Here is a 22,158-nt window from a genome sequence, read left to right as displayed (position 1 = left end):
TCGCAGTATGTGTGTCCGCAACAGTAAGAATTGCCCCACCGAACTACGGATGGACGGAGCACTTAAGAATTAGCAAAAGAAACCCGAAGTCTCATAAAAGACGTGGGTTTCTCGTCAATCTGAGTAGCCTTTAGGACTACTTTTTATTTCCCAATATTAAACCAACCGGGCATTGCTTGAATTACATTCCAGAGTTTTTCTGGAATATTAAGCTGGTCGAGTTTTGAAACGTTCAACTTAGAATCTACCTCGGCTTCTCGTCCATTTGCGACCATTTCAACCCAAGTAGGATTCATAATTAACGCATGCCCAATGGCAACTAGCGGCAATCCTAATTCCACAGCTTTAAGAGCATCATCCGGTGTTATTATGGAACCAGCAGCCATCACAGGTACCTTACCGTTTGCTCTTTCAAGAATTAATTCAAGCCGTGTTTTTTCATCTTGACTATCTACTGGCTTTGAAGACACATTATCTAATGAAGCATGTATATAATCCAAATTCTGTTCAACAAGAATATCGATTAATTCATACGTGTCTTTCATACGTAATCCGTCCACTTTGGAGGATTCTTCAGGTGAAAATCGGTATCCTAAAATGAATGGTTTTGTAGCATGTTTTTCAATGACATTTTTGATTTCGTTAATAATCGCCAATGGAAAACGCAAGCGATTTTCAAGTGATCCTCCCCATGGGTCCGTCCGTTGATTCGTTGCTGGCGACCAGAAGTTTTGAATTAAAAATCCATGTGCCCCATGAATTTCGACGCCATCAAATCCGGCTTCTATCGCTCGTCTTGTTGTGTCTCCAAAAGCACGTACAATCGACAAAATCTCCTCATGTGATAGTTCTCTTGTTTCTGGAGTTGAACCTAAATTAGTAATTTCGGGTTGCAATGCACTCGCACTAACTGCATCCAATTCGGGCAATGCTTTATTGCCAGCATGAAAAATCTGTAGGATCGCAGGAGAGCCTCCACTTTTCGCTGCCTCAGCTAATTTTCGTAAACTTGGAGTAAATTCATCATTGTACCCGGCGAATTCATTCGTAAAACCCTGTCCATTCGGTGTAACATGAGTACACCCTGTAATGACGAGTCCTACTCCATTCACTCTTTGTTTGTAATACTTTACTTCGTCATCCGAAATGGTAAGATCGTCATTGCTTGACCAGGTTGTCATAGGTGCCATAACAATTCTATTCTTCATTGTTATTCCACTTCTGAATGTGAAGGATTCAAATAACCTACTATATTTTTGATTCATTTCTTTAACCTCGCTATCATATTTTATTTTCTGTTTCAGTGTAATTGGTTACCGTTACAGTAGGTCAAGGATTTATTTTTATATGATTACATATAGAATTGTTGTGCTTTCATTCTCTTTATGATATATATTTAGTTACAGTAACTGTAACTAAAGGTGGGACAAGTAGATGTTGTATTCAATGACATACGTAGTGGAGAATTTAAATGTATCTGCAAAGACACTTAGGTTTTATGAAGAGCAGGGGATATTACCAAATATATCTCGTGACGAAAAAGGCCGTAGAGTTTATAACCAACAACAAATAGATTGGATTTCTTTTATTCGTTGTCTCAAAGAGACAGGAATGCCTCTTTCAAAAATCAAGGATTACAAGGAACTTTATGAATTGGGAAATAGCACCTTTTTGCAAAGAGAGGAGATGTTGATACAGCATAAATTGGAACTTCAGAAGAAAATTGACGAAAGTTTTAAACACATGGAAGAAATAAACTATAAAATTGCCATGTATGAACTTCAGAAAGAAGAGGTTATGAAAAACCCTAACTATAACTTTAAATGTCACGGTCACGGCCTGGAGATTAAGACGGTGAATTAATGTAATGTATTTGCGCTAACGGGAAACGATAGTTCAATCTCCAACTAAGACTAGGCTGCCGATCAATGTCGGCAGCCTAGCTCTGTCTTTGCACATTACCCAACAAGATAAATGAAGGTTTATTCCATACGTTTGAGACGCTGGTATTTCTCCAATCATAGCGAAATTCCCAGAACTTATATTTGACATATTTATCCATCTATTTACCCTTGTGACAGCGACGCTGGTACTACCCCTTCTTCGGATGATTACACATAGGGATGCAGCCAATAATAATGCACCCTTTCTCGTTGTGTTATTAAATCAGCAATGTTTAGCTTGCTAAATATATTAAAAAAGATGGAGAACTCATGATAGATTATTCTCCATTTGTTGCATTAATTGTCTTAATATCAGCCGATCTTCCGTAGAAATGGATTGAAGTAGTTTTTCCTGCTGTTGTCTCCATTTGATCTCAACCGGTGTCTCTAATTCTTTGCCTTTGTCCGTTAGGAAAATGCGCATTATCCTTGCATCTTGTTCATCACGTTTACGATATATAAATCCGTTCTGCTCCAATGATTTAACCATGTTCGTTACCGTAGGCGGTTCGCATTTTAAGTGTTCACATAGTTGCATTTGTGTTACCCCATCACCCAACCACAGACGATACAGCAAATTATCTTGCCCTACATAAAGGTTAAGTTCCCTGAGAGATTCACTATAATTTCGACGCATTTGGGAGGAGATTCGATCTAACGACTGACGAATATCACAATCCACTTGATCTGTCATTAATTCATCATCCCTCGACTCGAATGTTATTTAGCGGGCTAACTATATCACGACGAATTTGATGTGTCAAATTAATTTGTGATGAACTTCCTTCTGGTCAAAAAAGTTTCTTCCCTGCTTCATTTTTTGGCATATCCCTGTTTGTGGAGATAGTCCATCATTTGTGGCTGAATGCTTCTTTGGAGATGATCATGAATGTGATCACTCCATCCTTTTACTTTTTTCACTGTGAAAGGCGCGCTTACAGACCGATTTTCATAATACTTCAACATGGTCTTATCATAAGTTGCTAATTTCAGTTTATCGAGTGTTTGATACTGGTTTTCATGTAAAACCATGGATTTAGGCAACCTTGGCTTGAGTTCAGGTTTATTTCCAGATGGACTACCAATACATAGTCCCACCAAAGGAATCACATACTTCGGTAAATTCAAAATTTCAGATAATTCATTAATGTTACTTCTCACACCACCAATAAAAACGCCACCAAGTCCAATAGATTCTGCTGCGGTTAAAGCATTTTGCGCCATAAGCCCGGCATCAAATGAACCGATTAAAAGAAATTCTATATATTCAAGGTCAACTTCAGGGGCGATTTGATGATTCCGGTGGAAATCTGAACAAAAAATCCAGAACTCTGCGGCTTCTTCAATATAAGGTTGATTAACCGAAAGTTGCATCACCTTTCTTCGAAGATCTGGATCTGTAATTCTAATAATAGAAACGGCCTGCAAAAGACTGAATGATGATGTTTGATTAGCTGCCTTAAAGATTTCTTCTCGTTGTTCTTGTGTCAGTGGTTGATTTGTATAAGAACGAATGGACGTATGATTATGAAGTAATTTAAGGGTATTATTCATATGAATATCTCCTTCAATGTTATTATCATAAATAAAAGTGTTAGCAAAAATAGCAATGAGGTCTTAGTTATAGGTGGCCTCATATACTAACTCAATACAAAATTGCGTTACATTACAGACAATCCTCCATCAATTCATGATGAGCACCCGTAATATAAGAGGCTTCATCACTCGTAAGAAACAAAGCAAGGTTCGCTACCTCTTGAGACTGACCTAATCTTTTGATAGGAACTTGTTGTGCCCGTTCTTCAATTGCCTTTTCACTTAGAGCTTTAGTCACAATGTTTGTTTGTATAGGTCCTGGTTGAATTAGATTTATCCGAATTTGATCAGTGGTAAACTGTAGGAAAAAAATTTTTGAGATCTTCATCCGATGGTTTTAACAATTTCATCAATCACTTCTTGACACGTTAGAATTTGCTGAATACCACCAGCTGATTCGGATACACTAACGGTCCCATTAACCAGATCGCCATCTAACATTCCTATTTTGAACCCTTCTCCATAATATTTGTATGCTTCTGCAGGCTTTCCTTGATTAATGAGTTCTAACGCTTTTTTGCCCGCTTCTGTAGGAATGGTTCTTAAATGTCCTGTACCTGATTTAAATTCAATAAACTCTTCACTTTTTACCTTAATGATGGCTTTCTTTGTTTCCATACTAGCTGGATTTTCTTTGGTCACTATAAACCTTGTTCCCATATATACACCTTCTGCACCCATAGATAGTGCTGCTTTCGCTCCCCGACCATCTATAATTCCTCCAGCAGCAATAACAGGGATTTTTACAAGTGAAGTGATTTGTGGAACAAGGGAAAACGTACTAATTTTATAATCACTCATATGGCCACCAGCTTCATAACCTGTAACGATGAGTGCGTCCACTCCTGATTTCTCGGCTTCTACAAGCTTCTCTACAGTTGGACTTAAGTCTCTGTACACTACCTTAATATCTTGTTCTTTAAGCCGTTTCAGTTCACGATCGACCACATGTTGTCCAATGGCAATAACGTTTTTGACATTTTCTTTAACCAATACATCAAAAACTGCATTAGTAAAGGGGTCTTCTGTAGCCCCTCCCATCGGGAAAATGTAATTTACTGCAAAGGGTTTATTCGTTAAAGCTTTTACCTTGCGAATTTCTTGGGTTAACCGGTCTGCCATATCTTCTGCACTTGTTGCCTTTTCGGTTTGGCCGGCATTTGGCCCGAGTACGCCCATTCCACCTGCATTGGATACTGCTGCAACAAATTCCGCAGAGGTTACCCAGGTCATTGCAGCTGAAATAATAGGATATTCTATACCCAGTAGTTCTGTAATTCGGTTTTTCATGATTGATTTCTCCTCTTTTTTAAAAAAAATTTTAATTATTACTTCGTATACCTGTTTTCAGGGTAAGGTAGACCCAAATTCCCTCGAAGTGTGTCGTCCTCATATTCCTTGCGGAAGATGCCTTTATCTTGCAAGATGGGAACTACCAATTTAATAAAGTCCTCAAATCCTGCTGGATAATCTTGTCTAATCAGCAAGACATCCATGACGCCTTCTTGATCCCAATGTTCTATTTTTTCTGCAACATTCTCTGCAGCTCCCATCCATTGAGGTTTTGGCAATCGATAACCTTTAGGTATCCATGATTCGATTTCTCTTAGCTTTTCTAAGGCTTCTTTTTCCGTTTCACCAACGATGGGGCTATGTGAAGGCATAATCAGTAGATCGTTTGGTGAACGCCCTTGATTTTGCACTTTTCTTTTAAGTTCAGTAGTGAATCTCTTAAGATATTCAAACTGATCTCCAGGAGCCATGATGACTTCGGCATGCTGTGCAGCTATATCCATGAATTCCAAGGAAGTACCGGCTTGAAAGATGACCGGTCTGCCTTGTCGAGATCGACTAACATTTAATGGTCCCTCCACTGAAAAGTAATTCCCGGTATAATTTATTGGATGCATCTTACTTGGGTCATAGAATACTCCGCTTTTCTTGTCACGTATGAATGCATCGTCTTCATACGAATCCCAGAGGCCTTCAACAATCTCTAAAAACTCCTTTTTCATGGGATAAAGATCTGCTTTCCTTAAATGGGACCGACTGTAATTGGCTAACCCTCCCGGATTAGAGGTGATCGCATTCCATCCTGCTCGGCCCTTGCTAATCTTGTCGAGTGAGGCTATTTGTCTAGCAACAGTAAATGGATCAGCATATGTTCAAGTTGCCTGGCTTTTTGAACGTAATAATCAATATTTTCACTGGCATCTGCTGGAATAGCGGGGTGTCCCCATCCCGTGTGATTCCAACCAACGCCATCAATAATCCCTCCTATTTTTAACTTTCTTCCTTCCATTGTTGAATGATCTCCCTTTCATGAGGTTCTTTAAAGTTACAGTCAAAAAAGGAAAGCAGATTATCTAATTGCTCTGGAAAATCATTTACCCCAATAATTCTCTGGATGTTAGCAATGCCCACATGGTCCAGCCATCAGCTACAGAAGTCCTAATGTTTTGGAGACTTTTCTTAGCATCACTTCCGTTATAGACATGAACGAAGTCTAAAATCGAAAGCTGTAGTCTATTTCCTGTATTCACTTATCAGTAACTCCTTTCTGTGTTATATTTATTTAGCTTACTAAATATAAAAACGCAATCTTAGTTATCCTATTAAACTATAAAACGAAAACAAGAACATTATCCTTTCGCATTTTAGGTTAATTAAAATTAATTGTTTTGGTTTGTTGACACAATCATAAAGTCATTATGTTCATTTGCAAAGAGGGCAATATAAATGAACATAGTACAACTTTTTGTACCTTAAGATTAGGAGTGATATCAATGAGGGTCTGTAATGAAGGATTTGATAAAGAATTTATGGATGAAAAAAGGGATATGTACGCGATAGCATTTACCCAAAATGTTCTTTCAGGACGTTGGAAATATTTTATATTATGGTATTTAAAAGGAGAAACACGCCGTTATACGGATATAAAAAAATTTCTTGGAGGTTTATCACAAGGCTCTCTCACAAAGCAGCTTAAAGAGTTGGAGAACGATGGAGTTATTAAACGTAATGTTTATCCGGAAGTTCCTCCGCGAGTAGAGTATTCATTAACAGGCAAGGGAATCAAATTACTACCGATCCTTGAGAAGATGGAGGAATTCGGTAAGGAATACGGCGAAAAACCTTAATCTGATGAAGTTTTCAAACAAGCTTATTACCGAAATTTTGAATCCAAAGAAAACATTTTTATTTAAGTCTTTCCATCATCTCTTCGACAATTTGAAAAAGCCAATGAACATGTTCATCATTGGGTTTATTGAACCATTTATCCCAATCTAAACCCGAATGAGGATACTGTAGGGCAGGGTATTCAACTGGATTGGTGAATGGTCGGTACTTCATCACGTTATCTTCCAGTGTTTGAAATCCTAACTCTTTAACAAATTTCTTTGTCATTGTGGACTTCCCTGCACAACAACCACCATTTAACCAATATACATGCTTTAATTGTTCCTTCAAATATTCATCATTTATTTTCATTGTAATCCTCCAGCCTCATGGTTTAGTTTATTGAGTTGCCTCAACAAAGACCTCTTCTTTTACTTCCCGTTTTACGGCTTCAATCAGTGTTTAGACAATCTTTTACATATGTGAAATTTGCAACTTTCCCCTCTAAGTCTTCCTCATCCTGGTCACTTCCTCTTCCACCATGAGCTCCCTTCTAAAGGAAGTCTTTATGCATAGGTATACTCCGGTCCCAATCGTTCGATAACTCGATCCAACTGTTTGGTTAGATAAGGCGAAACGTCACCAATGCCAGCCACTGCTTCCAACAAGGGAAAGGGTTGCCCACTCCACGGGCCTCGTGGATCAAAGACTTGTCTACCGATTCGCAATCCTCCTGTTTCCTTGAAGATGTTCAATCGTTCCAATCCTTCAATAAGCAGCCCGATCGGCAGCGTTTTGTTCCTACGTCGGGACCATTCTGCCAAGAAGGACATGCCGCGTAATATATCATATTCAAAAAACCTCGGAAAGCAAGGCTTCAGCCATTCCATATCGATGACGCTTCTATTTTGTTTAGAACATACAAGACGATGCTCAATTAAATAACGTGCGCCTTCATTTAAGAAAACGACTTCCTGTTCAGTAAATTCACGGTCTGTATGCCATAAGATAGCTTCAAGCGGAGGAAGTGTTGAAACAATAGAGCTCTTTTTAGAATAAGTATAAGCTTCAGGGTCGCAGTTCAGCCCGCCATCAGGTAACTGATGCTTTAAGAGCCATTCGCGAATCCAAGGCAGTTCCTTGTCCAAATCACAGCCATACGCCATTAGAATCATATAGTATACGGCAAGTTCACAATGGCAGCAATCCATCTTCATCTTATCACTTTCACTTGTTGGATGGTCATCGGCGGATATGATGAAGGTCGGCCAGACCTGAGTTTCGAGTAAATATTTTGCTCCGACAATAGCAGACTCGGGAATTAGTTTCACCTCTCCCATTTCATAAAGAGCAGCCATATGCCACCAAGCTCCATCCCATTTTCGACGGCTGCACTCGCCGTGAGTCATCCCCAAATGGGGAGTAGATTCAAGGAACTGTATAGATTCTTCGATTGCTAAACGAATATTTTGATTTGTTTCCATCTGGGTATCTCCATTTTGATTACATTCTACTTCATGCTTCAGTTAAGCAACGCTCATCTCGTATACCCTTCCACTCTTAAAAAATTCGATATGTTATTAACCCATCCTGCCCGTTAGCTTATCAGGCAGCCGATATTACGGCAACCTATTCTTATGATACCATTCGTGTTGCGTTAATTATCTTAATCTCTAGGTGACCTTTAAGGCAAAATGATAAAACGCATCGCCACGAGATTGGTTCTCTACATCTTCATCCATCCACCATACCCCGTATGAATAAAAATATGTCCCTTTTTCTGTAGGAACTTGAAAACTATTTTCTTTCAATAAAACTTCTGTAAGTCTTCCTTCATAGAATTGCTCGACATGAAATTTATTCGGTTGGGGCTCATAATTCATAAGGAATTTTACAACATCACCAGGCTTTACTGGAATCGGTTCTTTTCCTTTTAAAAGTTCAACTGGACCAGCTGAATCCACACATGATGTTGTCCAGCAATATGTGCCGAGTTTTGTTTTGTACATTCGTTTATCAATCTGAATTTGAACCTTTGGTGGTTTTTCTCCCTCAAGGTCCTTGTTTTTTGCCTGAACACCCACGCAACCAACTATACATATAAGAGTTAGTGCCATAACGAATAACAAGACTGTATTCTTCATATAAACCCTCCTATCTATATTCGACCCTAATTATTCAACGATAGAAGAAGTAAATTTGTTACAAATCAAATTCATGAGATTAGTAAAATACTGTTTAATATGTTTTTTCGGAATTAAGATTACTTGTTGAACTAAACTGCCCGTTAGCTTAATGTAAAACGGAGCAGCTGCTGACAGCAAACTGCTCCGTTTAAATTTAAAATAATGCGTCCCCAATCGTCTAATAATTGCCGCATATAAAAAATGAGTTCTTCGATGACAGAATAACTTCACGTCTTGAACAATGGAGATTTATCTGAACCACCAATCAAATCAACTGTGAAAAATATGGAGATGAAGTGTCCTCTGGGGGCTACTGTTTTTACTGCACTTGAAGTGAGACGAACAAGTGAGGGGGCGTTCCCCACTTTAACTAGGAATAGTATACTTGTTCTACTTTATATAATGTATGCTCGATAGTTGGACAAAGTTCGGCATCTACTTTGTGAAATTTAACTCGAAAGTATAAACTTTTCAAGAAGTTCTTTATATTATTTTTTTCTTAAAGGCATGAAGAAATTCTGGATTTTTCTCCACGTCACCAAAACTTTGGATCCATTTCTCTACATAGGTCTGACTAAGTATTTTTCTATTTAAAACACTAATTACGGATTTCACCATTCTTTCATCTTCCCCATCGGAGTAAACTCGATCTGATATGGTCATCTTTTCATAAACCAAATCGAGGATGGTTAAGAGGTCTTTTTTGTCCAGTTCGGAACATTGGGCCAGATCGTCCAAAGCATCTGCTGCATGAGCTATGGCGTGAGCCCATCCTTTTTCTTCATCATACCCACGGTAATCTCGCTCCTTATGTATATTACAAAATACTTTCTCTTTGATCTGATGAATATGCTCACTTGAGAGAAATGGTGACTCCCTATGCCTCATAAGGAGAAGCGGTATAACTAGCATAGAGAAAGATCTAGTGAAGACAGAGTCTGTATTTATTTCATCAAGCCTGAAAAGCAAATGGTTTTTATCCAAAACAACGGGTAGGAGTTGTTCCAGTTCGTTTACAGTTAGAGCATTACCAGGAATCCAATTGGATAAGGTTGTATAAATTAGCTCATCACGTAATTGGGCATCTAAAGAACCGATGTTATTCATCATCTCTTGTATCAATTGGAATGTATCGGAAGGTGCTTGGTAGTCATTTGCTTTTATCAATATCAACTTTTCTTTTAGATTCATTTTACACACTCCTACTATATTGCTATTCATTTTAATCATCTCTATTTTAGTAACAATCCAAGCTAGTTCATGTATAACTGAACATCATACTTTTGAGCACCTTTGTTTACTTTGTACAGACCTAAAACTCTTCCAAAACCTTGGATTTGTCGCCATGAACCTTTTCCAGGTGATCCTCTCCCCAATAGCATAAATGGTCTAGCGCGGGCTTTAATCCCCAGCCGTAGGAAGTTAACTCATATTGCACTTTGGGTGGGATCTCTTTATAAACCTTTCGTGCAACAATCTCATTCTTTTCCAGGCCTCTTAGTTGAGTGGTCAGCACTTTTTGCGTAATGCCGGGGATTAACCGGCGAAGCTCAGACGTCCGTTTCTGTCCTGTCATCAAATGATAGATGATTAAAGGCTTCCATTTCCCCCCATTACTTCTAATGCCGCTTCCACTCCAACTTTATACTTCTTTTGAACGCTATTTCCCCTCTTTTCAGTCATCTCTTATTCCTCCGTTAAAAGGCTGTGTTTTTCCTACATAACATTCATTCACTTCAGTCCATTATTCAGGTAAGTTTCTAGGGCATCTATCTAGGGCACTTCCATGTTCCTAAGGGACCTGTATCATCCTATAGAACTTGAAAGTACGTACTTCCAGATTATTTTAGTACTGTTTATAATAGCATCAGCCATTGATCATGGCTACAAGTTAGCTGTTGAGAAAGGTAGTGAAGAATACAAGTATGAGAGTATTAAGCGTTGTTTCGCACCCGAGAAAAAATTCCCTGACCTTTAAGGTTGCCGATCGTTTCGTACAAGGTCTTGCCGAGGCTGGCCACGATTACGAGATATTGGATTTACATGGGATTGGCTTTGACCCTGTTTTAAAGGGAGTAGATGAACCTGACTGGTCAGCTGCGGAACAGTCCTTTACCCCTGAAGTAGAAATGGAAACAAGGAGAATGAAGGAGCATGATGCCTTGGCGTTTATTTTTCCAATTTGGTGGTGGCATTTGCCTGCCATGCTAAAAGGTTATATTGACCGTGTATGGAACAATGGGTTTGCGTACGGTTCGAACCGGCTTCATCATCAGCATGTCTTGTGGATTGGTTTGGCGGGCGTTTCCAAAGAACAGATGAAAAAGCGCAACTATGATGAAATGATTACTCATCTGCTCAATGTGGGAATTGCAGATTATTGCGGTGTTTTAAATTCCAAGGTTGAATTTTTATACGAGACTTTAGACTCCAATCCCAAGCACTATGAGATGCTGCTTAACCAAGCTCATCATTTAGGGTTGAATTATGCCAAGGAACAGTAGCCTTAAGTTAAGTCTGAACTCTATGGAGTCTGTCCAAGGAAATGCGATAAAATAATAATACGAAATTACACCTTATTTGAGCAGAGAATTTCAAATTTATTTTGAGCTTATTTTGTCAGAACGCCCGGAGCGCCCGCAACGTTCTGGGCGTCCTTCTTCCTTTTCATTGGCATTTGTTCGAACGGAAATGTAGGTATTGCGCTAATCCTCATCCGGATGTTCGAGCAGCCTCAGCTTTGGCATATGCATCTCTGGAATATACTTCAGGGATTCCTGACGAATGATATCCACATCACCGGAGTCTACCAAGCTCCCCGTCAGGGCAATAGTCTCCGGGTTCATTATTGCAATCAAGCTGGTTACGGCACGACCAGACAAAGAATGAAAAGTTGTCCGATCATGCAACTGGCGGTACAGCTCATCATGAGACATGCCAAATGGTAAAAAGGCAATCTCTCCCGTAAAGCAAGTAATACTTCTGTGGATATGTCCGCCCACCATCATGCCTGCTCTTGACAAACAAACTTCAATAAATGTCGCAACCGCAACTGACTTTTCCTCATCATATCCCTGCTTCTGATAGAACCCATACACGGTCAGATTCATGTTGTTATCCACAATGACTTCCACCTCATGCTTTTCACGGCGGAATATTAGATTGTCTCTCCTGCCAGGATGGCAACCGTATAAGTCAGAGAATGACTCTTCACTTCAGCCTTGATGATGATGCAGGCAACATAAGAAAAGTTCTCATTGAAGCTGCACTTGCATCCTGCAGGACAACGGGCTCCCCATTGACAAGGTTCACTGTATAAATCGATTTCTGTGCTGCGGCATTTACAAGGCTGACATGATGATGTTTGCAGGTTCTTCGTTGCTCACATTGACGTTTTGATAAGATGCGTAGCCGCCAAATACATGAAGTCCAAAGTGGCCTTCTGCAAAAGTACCATCCATTACATCTATGACTTTTTGTCTATCCACATAAACTACAATATGCGGTCCATTCGCTTCTATTTTCACCTTATAAGTTTGACCTGGCTGAATGAAAGTCGGTACTTTCGCAAGAACCTGCCGTTCTTCAAATCCTCCATTAATTTTATAGAACAGACGGATCGCCTTCATGTTAGGGTCTAGATTCAGATAGTAACCACTGCGCCCATCCTCGCTAGCCCTGAACAAAATAGAACCTGCCCCTCCTGTTTCACCAAGCATCATGTCTGCTTCATACGTAAAATTCCCAGCCTTCTCTTTAGCGATATAATTCGCATCGCTGAAATAATTACCACGAATCCCATTCTCGCTAACTAACCATGAAGCAGCAGACAGATCTTTGGTCCATCCACTCAGGTTTGTCCGGAACTCACCACCTGTGACTTTAACGAGCACACTAGCGGATGCTTTACCATCCGGAGTAGATACGGTGATCGTGGACTCCCCTTCTTTTTTCGCCTCAATAACCGCCTGTGAATTGTCTACCACGTCTATGGCTATTACTTCTTTATTGCTGGACTCCCACTTAAGCGGTTGAACGCCAAAACCTGGTCTGTACTCGACCATTGCCTGCAGTGTGTCCGACCCCCCTATACCCAGTTCCCGAACCCTCGTATCCATCTTTATCTGAGCTTTTGAATTAATGTCCTCATTCCAGACGGATTGAAGTTGATGCACTTTCAAGGAAACAACGTTCACATTCCCGCCTTTCACGTAAAAACTCATCGCTCTACTGGCTGGATTCGGAAATATAACATCTGAAAAGACGACTTTGCCGCCGTTACCAAAGGCTTCAACGGAAGACTCATCCACAAGAATACGCATCTTGACCCGATTATTCTCCATTTGCATCGGCGCTTCATGCTTTTTATTGAAAAGGCTGGAAAAGTCCGTTACTCCAGATGCAGTTCGGTCCACAAACATTTTACTCTCGCTTGCGGTATAACCCACAACCGTCTTCTGATTTGCACCCTCACGAAGGTTAAAGCCGAACTCGGTCACTGTGCTGGCTTCAGGGATTTCAATTTCAGCTTCAATTTCGTAAGCACCTGAAATAATGCCTTTTAGCAGGTTCCCGGAAGAAGGACTCACCCCTTTGTTAGAAGCAGAGTACAACGGTTTACGCAATGATTCCAATTCTTTAATTGGACTTTGTGCCATCCGAATTCCATCTTCGGTCGTTACCAATGATACTTCTCTCGGAATGGTTAGTTCACCTTTCCAATTCGTCGTTGGGAAAGCGAACGGATAGTCCCAATTCGTCATCCACGCCATCATCACTCTGCGATGATCAGGCATGTTAGCAAAAGACATCGAAGCGTAAAATTCTTTACCAAAATCTGTTCTTAGCACCTTACCCGCCGGATTATCATTCACGAATTTACCATCAGCTGTTAAATGACCGATAAAATACTCGGCATCTGATCCACCAGTTTTTGGATTCGCTCCCGTACTGATCATCATAACCCACTTCTTCTGTGACGTTCCGTCTACCGGAAGCTGGAACAAATCAGGGCATTCCCATACACCTCCGCGGACGTAATCCCCGTATCCCCAATTATCTGTCAATGACCAGTCAAGTAAATTCGTTGACGTATAGAAACGAATATTATCTCCTCCGGACACAACCATAACCCATCGGTTATTCTCGTCATCATAGATCGCTTTCGGATCGCGGAAATCCCAACCCCCAGGGTCTTCTCCGCTCTTACCTGGGTTCTCGATCACGAACGGGCGGTCCTTCGAATATTCCCAAGTGCGACCTTGGTCCTTGCTGTATGCCAGACCTATACGCTGGTTCCCATTCGGGCCATCCGGATTAAAGGAAGTATAATATGCAATAAGGCCCTTGCCTCCTGAATCCCCGAATAAACCGGATGCATTCGTCATATCCGCAACAGCCGATCCAGACCAGACATGTCCGTGATCATTCCACGGAAGTGCAATCGGAAGCCGCTTCCAGTTCAGCAAATCTTTACTGACAGCATGCGCCCATGTGCCTCCATCCTGATGGAAGAGATGATATTCTCCTTCGAAGTAGACAAGTCCATTCGGATCACTTGCTGAACCACGTATTGGCGTGTAGTGATACTGAGGACGATATATTTCGTTATAATATTGGCTCGATTCCGTCACATAAGTATCCTGGAAATAAGCCGTCCCCTGTTTGACGACGATTCCGGTATTTCCATTCGTGTAGGTTGAATCTTTCACGTCAATCGCGGCCGTAGTGTATCCGTCCAGGAAGACCTGAATTTGATTTCCCTTTGCCTTGATCTCCACATGATGTTTGGCTCCCATCTGACTCGGATAAGTACGCAGTGAACTTGCAATTACTGTTCCTTTCGTATTCGTCAAACTTACACGGACCTGATCTCCTTCCTTCGTAAGAGTAGCTTCATATCCATCAGCTCCATCGGCGGAGGAACGAAATGCGAGAGCCGCAACAGAATCAGGAAGAAGGGTAATATTCCCTTCATACACAATATCAGCCGCCTGTTTGTTATAGATTTGCTGTGCCTTGCTCTCATGTGCTATCGTCCCTCTTTTGCCGCTGATATCAGGCTGCCATTTTCCCTTACTTGCAACCACTGTACCCAAATTACCCTTCAGATCGCTCACCACGATGTTCGAAAACAAGGCGGATCCATCCCATACATGAAGTCCCAGCTTTCCGCTTCGATACGTAATGTCCTGAACATCAATCAAAGGTTTATATTGATTGCCCCAATATACTTTTAGCGAGGAACCCACTGCCTTCACTTTGAGATGATAAATCTGACCCGCTTCAACAGAAACTTTACGCTCCTCCTTTAATTTCCCATCTCCATTCCTTGCATCTCTTAACCGAATCAGACCTGTATCTGGAATGATTTGGAGTATGTACGAGCTAAAGCCATCCTCATTAGAACGGAACAACAACGTTGCGACTGCCTTCGTATCCCTGATCATGACATCAGCTTCATAGATAAAATCATCGGACACCGTCTCGGAGATGGCCGTTACATTTTCTTTAGGCTGCGAAGTCAGCAAGATTCCTTCTGAAGTATACTCTAATAACCCTTTCCCTTTCACTTGCCAGCCTGTCAAATTGGTGTTTGATTTGGTTGCGTTTTCAAAAATAGAAAGCTCCTCCTTTGCCTGTTTACTTGCTTCCTGATCAGCGAACACAGCCCAACCCGTAGCCGGATTAGATGTAAAAACGCCCATTGAAGTCAGAGCTAACCCCGTTGCCATCAGAAGACATATTGCAAATTTAGATTTATCTTTCATTCCTTACCCTCTTTTCTAATGGAATTGAAAGTAGCGGTCAGCAACTCGAGCTTAACTGGACGAGTCCTGGCAGCACAATATAATCAACAATGTGATCCAGTATGACACTAGAGCTGACATAGCCGTTCAGGTTATGTAGCACAGCCTTTCGAATCAACGGGAACAGCTCTTAGCTGACTTAATTCACTTATGGGTGTTTGGATTAAGCAAATTCCCTCCGAATACGTCCTAAGCTGTATCTCTCGGGGGATTGACATGTGACCACGCCATTCTTCTGAAGGAAGAGTGGAAGCATAACGCCAATTGTTCATCCAGCCGACCCAAAACTTTCGCGCGTCCTCGTTCGGAATGCCATCCCAGGTCACGGCCGCGTAAAAGTCAGATCCGTAATCTATCCATTTGATCGTATCGAATGGTTCCAACGTTTCATCCAGTGTAAATACCTTACCGTCAAAGTTGCTTATAAAATACATCATGTCAGAACCGCCTGCCGGTGGTTCTGAATCGTTTGGATTCACACCATTTCTATCCCCGACACTTAGCATCAGAATCTACTTAGTGATATTGCGATCTTCATCCACTTGGATTTTAAATGCCTCAGGACATTCAAAAATATCCTCGATGGATACCCGGAATATCGGAATTGAAACCGCTTGCAAAAGATCATTCCTTAAGATTCGAAGACGTGTAAAATTCTACACGGTCTCTTACGGCAAGAACCATTACCCACATTGACGATTCGTCATACCAAAACACCTTCGGATCACGAAAGTCTAGCATTTTCGTTGGGAACAAAACAGGGTTACCTTGGCTGTGTATCATAAGGGGTATGTTGGTAGAACAGATGGTACTCTCCTTCATGGTAAACCATGCCGTTGGGATCATTCATCCAATTTTCCTTAGGCGAATAGTGTAATTGAGGCTGTATTTATTTTATAAAAAATATTCACTGGTCCTTTTCTGCTACTCATCTCACCAGATAAATGTATTTCTTTAATGTTACTCACCCTCCTTTTAGGTTATTTAGGATCTTAATAGAAATGATTCAACTAGCTTGGCAACTAAATTGGAATGCGTGCAAATAACTGCTTAGTGTACCTGAAAAATGCATCTCTTATGAAACAAAATAATCCAATAGCGTGCATTTGTCAATTTTTTTTACTTCATTTCACATATTTTTAGATAAATGAGCTTGTTGATTTTACATTTGCACAAAAATATATTAAATAACTCGAAAATGGAAACTTTTATTTAATTTTATCTAATCGTCCTTCTTTATTTTGTAAACTAAATGTATCTACAAATGTTTACAAGTTCTTGTTCTTTCCGGCAAAGTAACCAAGCTCTTAGTCTCGCCGCGGCAGCTGCAACACGTCCGATCCTCCTGCAGACGGTCCGATTTCTTCCCTATCTGGAATCCTCCCTTAATCCAAGCTTGGTTTAAGCCAAGCCTAGAGTGCAACCAGGAACGAAACAAGGACGCTCATTAATCCATGAACGCCCTTGTTTCAGAACTCATTTTCAGTTATATATGGCTGGAGCTTTCTTCCACGATGGCTCACCGAATTAGACATATTACAGGCATAAAAAAACAGGCACACCATAAAACCAACTGACACCCCACTATTCCTGACAATAAAGCTTAAAAAAGTTTAAGACATAAATGTATTAGTATACATATAATAATTAAAAAATCATAAAAACTTTATTTGACACCTCTGATTTTTACAATTTTATGCTCCTTCATTCAAGACTAAATATCCACTCATTTGCCTTTAAAAAATATTAATTCTATCGCCTTAAAAAAACGACACTACATATTTTCTGCAGTGTCGTCTTTAATCCGATTATCTTAAGTAATTTAGCGATATAAAATCTTACTTTTCTTTTACATAATATGAACTGCAATCTTTTCATTGAGTTATTCAGCTTGCCATATATCTTTCAATTTCCAATAGGTCAATTCATTTACTAGAGCCTCTCCACCCTCCGTTATGATTTCTATGCCTAGCAATTTCTCACTCGGATAGATGCGACTTGTCATCGTAGCTTGTCCTTCATTCGCAAACATTTCAATGGATGAGCGATCCAGATATATATGCAACGTCAGCTGCCCCTCTGCACTTAAGGCTGTTTGACGTACTCCATCCGTTTTCTTGCCTGATTTAGAACAATCAAGCAAAAGTTTCTGAGCCAGGATAGAATAAGTGATAACCGTCACCTCTTCACCTGTTCCGCGAAGCTTCAAGCCTACCAGGTCTGCACTTGACTTCGTCAGGTCGAACACGACCTTCACTTCAAGCAGATCCGCTTCAACTTCCGCCAAGTAACTTCCAGAAATAGCGCGATATTGGTACAAAACATGTTCGCTTTGACGAAGCAATTTCATTTCCTCTACTGGATTCATCAGCAATTTATTATTGGCACCCAACATAATTACACGTGGGATCGTCAGTGCTCCCGACCAGCCGTCTGCTTTTGTCGGCATATCCGATTCCCACATATCCATCCAACCAATCGCAATGCGGCGACCTTGATCATCTAGAAAAGTTTGAACCGCATAGAAGTCATGACCATTATCCAACTCGATAAACTCTCCATGTTTATATTCATTATTATCGTAATTATATTCGCCAACATAATATCCCGTCTGGAACAAGTTATTGTACTTATCTCCTTGCGCATCGATACCTTGTGGGGAGAACATGAATATATGCTTACCATTCAGTTCAAAGAAATCAGGGCACTCCCACATGAAGCCCATATTCTTATCTCCCTGCAGAAGCACACCATGATAGGTCCAAGTTCTAAGATCAGGAGATGTATATAGAATAACACGCGGCAGATCTTCTTTCGTGCTATTACCTAGGATCATGTACCATGTATCCTCATGCTTCCATACCTTCGGATCACGGAAATGCTGGGAGCTATCTATCGGAGGTTCAGCGATTACGGGATTCTGCCTTAGTTTTGTAAAATGAATACCATCTGTGCTTACTGACACATTTTGGTTTTGGAAGAAGATATTGTTTGGTTGATCAATATAGTGATGGCCAGTATAGATCAATGTCAGTTCTCCGTTATTATCTACTGCGCTTCCTGAGAAGCAGCCATCAAGATCACACGCATCTCCAGGTACTAATGCAATCGGACAATGCTCCCAATGTACAAGGTCTTTACTCTTCACGTGACCCCAATGCATTGGACCCCAGTTCTCATCATAAGGATGATGCTGATAGAAGGCGTGATATTCACCTTTAAATTGAATTAATCCATTTGGGTCGTTAATCCAGTTTGCTGGTGCCATAATATGATAACCTAATCGGTACCGCTTGTTCATTTTCGCTTCTGCCTGTTTCAATGCTTCCTCAGCTTGCTTCGTATTGTTATTATATGTGTTCATCTGTCTTCCTCCTATGCTGTTTCAATATGCTTGTTAGGCTTGGGATTCAGCTTTTTCGGTTCTTTCTTTAAGGTAAAGATTGAGATTGTTGTAAAGGCAAATACGAAAACACCCATAATCACGTACGTATTTGCAAAGCCTCTAATGTCATAAGACATACCGGCGATTGGCGAGAAGATCGAAGCTCCTACCTGACTCGTAAACTGGAATCCCACCAGATACAAGATCGAAGACAGACGCGTATCGAAATTAGCAGCCAAGTACTTAAATACGGAGATCAACATGATTGGCAGTTCCAATGCGTGAATCAATTTCATAGCTGAGATACCATAAGGTCCAATAACTAAGCCTGAACCCATGATCCGGAATGCCATCAAGAACCCTGCCAATATCAGACCCTTTTTTGCTCCAATTTTGTTGACAATGAAAGGCGCTAAGAACATCATGCCTGCTTCCAAGAATACTTGTAGGGAATTTAAGTAACCGTAAACTTGATTGCCTAAAGCAACCGTTGAGAACGTCGATGAAAAGTAATTCGGGAACTGCTGGTCATACACATTGTAAACACAGGTAACACCAAGAACATATAAAATGAAGAACCACAAATGCTTATTTGCAAACAAATAGCCGATTTGCTTAAAGTTAATAGATTCTGCTCGCTCCATCTCGGAATCTGTCATTTCAACTTTAATTGTCATCATAATGATAAACAGAATGACAGCAGATACGGATGCAATCCAGAAGTTAATGTTAGGGTTGATATTGAAGAGCTGACCAGCAAAAAATGTTGCTGCTGCCCAACCTAGCGAGCCCCACATACGAGATTTTCCGTATTCAAAGTCATATTTTCGGCTGACTTTCTCGACATAAGATTCGATGGCTCCGATCCCTGCCAAAAAAGAAATACCCAAGTATAATCCACCTACAATGGCGCCGAGGAATACATTGTATTGAAGTAACGGCCCATAGATAAAGATATAGAAAGGACCAACAAATAAGAGCAAAGAACTGATTAGAAATAAAATATGCTTCTTTAATCCGATTTTATCAGATATATAGCCATAAAGCGGTTGCATACATAGCGCAAAGATAGCGTTTACAGTAAAGATAACACCTGTTTCAGCACCATTCAGACTGATTTCTTGCCCTAGCCAGATGGAGAACAATGAATAACTTGCTGACCAAGTAAAGAAGAAAAAGAAGAAATAGGCACTTAGTTTCCAGTACATGCTCTTTGACTTTCTCATATCGAACGCTCCTCTAAGTTGAACATTTAATGTAAATGAAAGCACTTCCGTATTTACAGATCGATTATATGTCAACCGCTTTCATATGTCAACCGTTTGACATATTTCTAAAAGGAAAAGAGCTCTCCTCTTTGATTTCAATTACTCTAATAGGGATTGCTCCACCTTATATCACAATGCTGAAAACTATGGAAATTGTATTAAGCTGTACTAGCTTCAATAAGTTTCACTGGTAGATAGGTTTCTCGCGGGACATCACTGAATCCACCTTCAATTTCTTTAATAAGTAACTCTATGGAAGATCTCGCGATCTCCTGTATTGGTTGCTGAATTGTCGTTAATTCTGGGAGAAGATTGCGGGTTGTTTCTGTTCCGTCATATCCAATTACGCGAATATCTTCAGGAACACGTTTTCCTCTTCTTCTTGCTTTAGCAATAAAAGACGCAGCCACCAAGTCATTACTCGCAAACAATCCATCTACTTCAGGATGTTCATCGAGCAAGCGTTTAATCGGTTCATCGTGATTCTGTTGGTGGAAGGGATCATGTACTTCATAGGTAATTGCCTTTCGACCATACTGCTCCATCACATCTTCATATGCTTTTCTTCTTAAGCTTGCCGGTGTTTCCAATTCAACAGGGCCATTTATGTGTAAGATATGCTTGCATCCCTTTTCAATAAGCAGTTCTGACGCCAGTTTTCCACCCAAATAATTATCCGATCCTACAACTGGGATTGAATCGGATAGAAAGTGATCGATCGCAATGACGGCAATATTCTTCTGTTCATAATTTACGATACCTCGGTTGTGTGTGCCAACGATAATACCGTCAACTTGATTTCGCATAAGCATATCCACATAAGATTCTTCTTTATCCAGCTGATTCAAACTGTTACAAAGCAACAGCTTATAGCCTAATGACGCAGAAATATTCTCTATATGAAAAGTCAGCTCTCCGAAAAATGGGTTGCTTGTAGTTGGAATGATTAATCCAATTAGATTTGTTCGTTTACTAAATAATGACCGAGCCACATCATTTGGTAAATAATTCAGTTCCTGCATCGCTTTATGAACTTGATCCTTCGTTTCTTGACTGATATAGCCACGATTATTAAGTACGCGAGAAACTGTAGTCGGTGAAACTCCAGCTAATTGTGCAACATCGTTAAGTTTTGGTTTCATTGATTCAACCTGCCTTCTCTCCATGCCAAGTCTCCAATTATTCTATTATTTTAACATGGTTAAACGTGAAAAAACATCTGACCCTACGAGCCCTTTTCATTCAAATCTGTAATATCATCCATATACAGTGGTATTTGTTTTGTAGGTTGCTACTGCCTCCTTGAACCATGGATGTTCGCTGCTTGAATGATTGATAACAAGGTCCATGAAACCTTGACTCCCTGTCGGTCCGCTACTTTCATCAAGGTGCGAAAATCATTTAGACTCCCACACAGCGGGTATACCTGATAGTAATCAGTTACATCATATTTATGGTAACTTGGAGACGGATTAGGGGCATAAGCCAGAGGCAGTTGACCTCCAAATCCACCCCGAATGGAGTTTGCCATCGTTTAAGTAATCAAGTTTTTGTGTAATTCCTTTCAAGTCACTGTGTCCGTCTTGTGAATATACTTGGTTGAATTATTATCTTGTGGAGTATGGATAAATGTATCCATTTAAGTGTATACATCCCGAGATTTTTGCCATTTTATATGGACTAATATACGAACGTACCATAATGGAATGAATCTCATGTGTGATTTCGTAGAAGAAGATGGGGCTGTGTTACCGCTTTTGGGCGGCATGCTTTACATGTAGAAACTGGTAGTATACAACAAAGAAGGAGCCAATCTGGCGACGCCTCTGCAGAATCTATAAGCTATTTTAA

21 protein-coding genes and 2 pseudogenes are annotated in these 22,158 nt (G+C 40.3%); 3 read left to right on the top strand and 20 right to left on the bottom strand.

The window, feature by feature from the left end; genetic code table 11:
• Positions 1-143: 143 nt before the first annotated feature.
• The gene (locus MHI21_RS13215) at positions 144-1,265 is read right to left on the bottom strand and encodes an NADH-dependent flavin oxidoreductase (RefSeq protein ID WP_341161370.1); all 1,122 of its coding nucleotides are present in this window, start codon (positions 1,263-1,265) and stop codon (positions 144-146) included.
• A 169-nt stretch (positions 1,266-1,434) separates the two neighbouring features.
• On the opposite strand from MHI21_RS13215, the gene MHI21_RS13210 reads away from it, so the two are divergent.
• The gene (locus MHI21_RS13210; RefSeq protein WP_061828399.1) at positions 1,435-1,863 is read left to right on the top strand and encodes a MerR family transcriptional regulator; all 429 of its coding nucleotides are present in this window, start codon (positions 1,435-1,437) and stop codon (positions 1,861-1,863) included.
• A gap of 348 nt (positions 1,864-2,211) precedes the next feature.
• Here MHI21_RS13210 and MHI21_RS13205 read toward each other — a convergent pair whose 3' ends face one another.
• The 5 genes from MHI21_RS13205 to MHI21_RS13185 form a co-directional block, all read right to left on the bottom strand.
• Positions 2,212-2,637: a MarR family winged helix-turn-helix transcriptional regulator gene (locus MHI21_RS13205; RefSeq protein WP_160790819.1), complete on the bottom strand. Its 426-nt coding sequence runs from the start codon at positions 2,635-2,637 to the stop codon at positions 2,212-2,214.
• 119 nt (positions 2,638-2,756) lie between these two features.
• On the bottom strand, positions 2,757-3,497 hold the full coding sequence (gene nfsA / locus MHI21_RS13200) for an oxygen-insensitive NADPH nitroreductase (protein ID WP_341161371.1): 741 nt from the start codon (positions 3,495-3,497) through the stop codon (positions 2,757-2,759).
• Positions 3,498-3,863: 366 nt separating this feature from the next.
• Positions 3,864-4,829, bottom strand: coding sequence for a nitronate monooxygenase (locus MHI21_RS13195; RefSeq protein WP_342418329.1), 966 nt, complete (start codon positions 4,827-4,829; stop codon positions 3,864-3,866).
• 38 nt (positions 4,830-4,867) lie between these two features.
• A complete protein-coding gene (locus tag MHI21_RS13190; protein WP_342420207.1) occupies positions 4,868-5,653 on the bottom strand; it encodes an LLM class flavin-dependent oxidoreductase in 786 nt (261 codons plus the stop codon).
• 14 nt (positions 5,654-5,667) lie between these two features.
• The gene (locus MHI21_RS13185) at positions 5,668-5,841 is read right to left on the bottom strand and encodes a hypothetical protein (RefSeq protein WP_342418328.1); all 174 of its coding nucleotides are present in this window, start codon (positions 5,839-5,841) and stop codon (positions 5,668-5,670) included.
• Positions 5,842-6,325: 484 nt separating this feature from the next.
• Here MHI21_RS13185 and MHI21_RS13180 point away from each other — a divergent pair, with 484 nt between their 5' ends.
• The gene (locus MHI21_RS13180) at positions 6,326-6,679 is read left to right on the top strand and encodes a helix-turn-helix domain-containing protein (RefSeq protein WP_061828404.1); all 354 of its coding nucleotides are present in this window, start codon (positions 6,326-6,328) and stop codon (positions 6,677-6,679) included.
• A 58-nt stretch (positions 6,680-6,737) separates the two neighbouring features.
• Here MHI21_RS13180 and MHI21_RS13175 read toward each other — a convergent pair whose 3' ends face one another.
• The 5 genes and pseudogenes from MHI21_RS13175 to MHI21_RS13155 form a co-directional block, all read right to left on the bottom strand.
• Complete coding sequence (locus tag MHI21_RS13175) at positions 6,738-7,031, bottom strand: hypothetical protein (RefSeq protein ID WP_165176773.1); 294 nt, start codon at positions 7,029-7,031, stop codon at positions 6,738-6,740.
• A 194-nt stretch (positions 7,032-7,225) separates the two neighbouring features.
• The gene (locus MHI21_RS13170) at positions 7,226-8,143 is read right to left on the bottom strand and encodes a hypothetical protein (protein WP_342418327.1); all 918 of its coding nucleotides are present in this window, start codon (positions 8,141-8,143) and stop codon (positions 7,226-7,228) included.
• Between the two features lie 189 nt (positions 8,144-8,332).
• Positions 8,333-8,803, bottom strand: coding sequence for a hypothetical protein (locus MHI21_RS13165; RefSeq protein WP_342418326.1), 471 nt, complete (start codon positions 8,801-8,803; stop codon positions 8,333-8,335).
• A 525-nt stretch (positions 8,804-9,328) separates the two neighbouring features.
• Entirely contained in the window at positions 9,329-10,036 is a 708-nt protein-coding gene (locus MHI21_RS13160; RefSeq protein WP_342418325.1) for a DUF2785 domain-containing protein, read from the bottom strand.
• 121 nt (positions 10,037-10,157) lie between these two features.
• Positions 10,158-10,528, bottom strand: a pseudogene (locus MHI21_RS13155) (helix-turn-helix domain-containing protein).
• 242 nt (positions 10,529-10,770) lie between these two features.
• Between MHI21_RS13155 and MHI21_RS13150 the strand changes: the two are divergent.
• On the top strand, positions 10,771-11,349 hold the full coding sequence (locus tag MHI21_RS13150) for an NAD(P)H oxidoreductase (RefSeq protein ID WP_165179886.1): 579 nt from the start codon (positions 10,771-10,773) through the stop codon (positions 11,347-11,349).
• A gap of 201 nt (positions 11,350-11,550) precedes the next feature.
• Here the strand turns inward: MHI21_RS13150 and MHI21_RS13145 are convergent, their stop codons facing one another.
• From MHI21_RS13145 to MHI21_RS13105, 9 genes and pseudogenes are all read right to left on the bottom strand, one after another.
• Positions 11,551-11,967 carry a hypothetical protein gene (locus MHI21_RS13145; protein WP_342418324.1) on the bottom strand — a complete coding sequence of 139 codons (417 nt, stop codon included), beginning with the start codon at positions 11,965-11,967 and terminating at the stop codon, positions 11,551-11,553.
• A gap of 219 nt (positions 11,968-12,186) precedes the next feature.
• On the bottom strand, positions 12,187-15,615 hold the full coding sequence (locus MHI21_RS13140) for a GH32 C-terminal domain-containing protein (RefSeq protein WP_342418323.1): 3,429 nt from the start codon (positions 15,613-15,615) through the stop codon (positions 12,187-12,189).
• 131 nt (positions 15,616-15,746) lie between these two features.
• The gene (locus MHI21_RS13135) at positions 15,747-16,091 is read right to left on the bottom strand and encodes a hypothetical protein (RefSeq protein WP_342418322.1); all 345 of its coding nucleotides are present in this window, start codon (positions 16,089-16,091) and stop codon (positions 15,747-15,749) included.
• Positions 16,092-16,278: 187 nt separating this feature from the next.
• Positions 16,279-16,395 carry a hypothetical protein gene (locus MHI21_RS13130; RefSeq protein ID WP_254325705.1) on the bottom strand — a complete coding sequence of 39 codons (117 nt, stop codon included), beginning with the start codon at positions 16,393-16,395 and terminating at the stop codon, positions 16,279-16,281.
• A gap of 22 nt (positions 16,396-16,417) precedes the next feature.
• Positions 16,418-16,486 (bottom strand): hypothetical protein, encoded by a 69-nt coding sequence (locus MHI21_RS13125; protein ID WP_237166414.1) that lies wholly within the window; start codon positions 16,484-16,486, stop codon positions 16,418-16,420.
• Between the two features lie 1,050 nt (positions 16,487-17,536).
• Entirely contained in the window at positions 17,537-19,018 is a 1,482-nt protein-coding gene (locus MHI21_RS13120) for a sucrose-6-phosphate hydrolase (protein ID WP_342418321.1), read from the bottom strand.
• Positions 19,019-19,029: 11 nt separating this feature from the next.
• A complete protein-coding gene (locus MHI21_RS13115) occupies positions 19,030-20,265 on the bottom strand; it encodes an MFS transporter (RefSeq protein ID WP_165179882.1) in 1,236 nt (411 codons plus the stop codon).
• 200 nt (positions 20,266-20,465) lie between these two features.
• The gene (locus tag MHI21_RS13110; protein ID WP_342420206.1) at positions 20,466-21,449 is read right to left on the bottom strand and encodes a LacI family DNA-binding transcriptional regulator; all 984 of its coding nucleotides are present in this window, start codon (positions 21,447-21,449) and stop codon (positions 20,466-20,468) included.
• A gap of 114 nt (positions 21,450-21,563) precedes the next feature.
• Positions 21,564-21,838 (bottom strand): annotated as a pseudogene (locus tag MHI21_RS13105) (alpha-amylase family glycosyl hydrolase).
• Between the last annotated feature and the right edge of the window lie 320 nt (positions 21,839-22,158).

The sequence above is a fragment of the Paenibacillus sp. FSL H8-0168 genome, assembly GCF_038592955.1.
GTDB classification, from domain to species: Bacteria; Bacillota; Bacilli; order Paenibacillales; family Paenibacillaceae; genus Paenibacillus; species Paenibacillus polymyxa_B.
Note: the sequence above shows the minus strand (reverse complement) of the source record. Positions and strands in the feature narration are given on the sequence as shown.

Bases quoted from the DNA above. Each gene is read 5' to 3' on its own strand.
- MHI21_RS13215 (WP_341161370.1), bottom strand. From the start codon at position 1,265: ATGAATCAAAAATATAGTAGGTTATTTGAATCCTTCACATTCAGAAGT.
- MHI21_RS13210 (WP_061828399.1), top strand. From the start codon at position 1,435: ATGTTGTATTCAATGACATACGTAGTGGAGAATTTAAATGTATCTGCA.
- MHI21_RS13205 (WP_160790819.1), bottom strand. From the start codon at position 2,637: ATGACAGATCAAGTGGATTGTGATATTCGTCAGTCGTTAGATCGAATC.
- nfsA (WP_341161371.1), bottom strand. From the start codon at position 3,497: ATGAATAATACCCTTAAATTACTTCATAATCATACGTCCATTCGTTCT.
- MHI21_RS13195 (WP_342418329.1), bottom strand. From the start codon at position 4,829: ATGAAAAACCGAATTACAGAACTACTGGGTATAGAATATCCTATTATT.
- MHI21_RS13185 (WP_342418328.1), bottom strand. From the start codon at position 5,841: ATGGAAGGAAGAAAGTTAAAAATAGGAGGGATTATTGATGGCGTTGGT.
- MHI21_RS13180 (WP_061828404.1), top strand. From the start codon at position 6,326: ATGAGGGTCTGTAATGAAGGATTTGATAAAGAATTTATGGATGAAAAA.
- MHI21_RS13175 (WP_165176773.1), bottom strand. From the start codon at position 7,031: ATGAAAATAAATGATGAATATTTGAAGGAACAATTAAAGCATGTATAT.
- MHI21_RS13170 (WP_342418327.1), bottom strand. From the start codon at position 8,143: ATGGAAACAAATCAAAATATTCGTTTAGCAATCGAAGAATCTATACAG.
- MHI21_RS13165 (WP_342418326.1), bottom strand. From the start codon at position 8,803: ATGAAGAATACAGTCTTGTTATTCGTTATGGCACTAACTCTTATATGT.
- MHI21_RS13160 (WP_342418325.1), bottom strand. From the start codon at position 10,036: ATGAATCTAAAAGAAAAGTTGATATTGATAAAAGCAAATGACTACCAA.
- MHI21_RS13150 (WP_165179886.1), top strand. From the start codon at position 10,771: ATGAGAGTATTAAGCGTTGTTTCGCACCCGAGAAAAAATTCCCTGACC.
- MHI21_RS13140 (WP_342418323.1), bottom strand. From the start codon at position 15,615: ATGAAAGATAAATCTAAATTTGCAATATGTCTTCTGATGGCAACGGGG.
- MHI21_RS13135 (WP_342418322.1), bottom strand. From the start codon at position 16,091: ATGATGTATTTTATAAGCAACTTTGACGGTAAGGTATTTACACTGGAT.
- MHI21_RS13130 (WP_254325705.1), bottom strand. From the start codon at position 16,395: ATGCTAGACTTTCGTGATCCGAAGGTGTTTTGGTATGACGAATCGTCA.
- MHI21_RS13120 (WP_342418321.1), bottom strand. From the start codon at position 19,018: ATGAACACATATAATAACAATACGAAGCAAGCTGAGGAAGCATTGAAA.
- MHI21_RS13115 (WP_165179882.1), bottom strand. From the start codon at position 20,265: ATGAGAAAGTCAAAGAGCATGTACTGGAAACTAAGTGCCTATTTCTTC.
- MHI21_RS13110 (WP_342420206.1), bottom strand. From the start codon at position 21,449: ATGAAACCAAAACTTAACGATGTTGCACAATTAGCTGGAGTTTCACCG.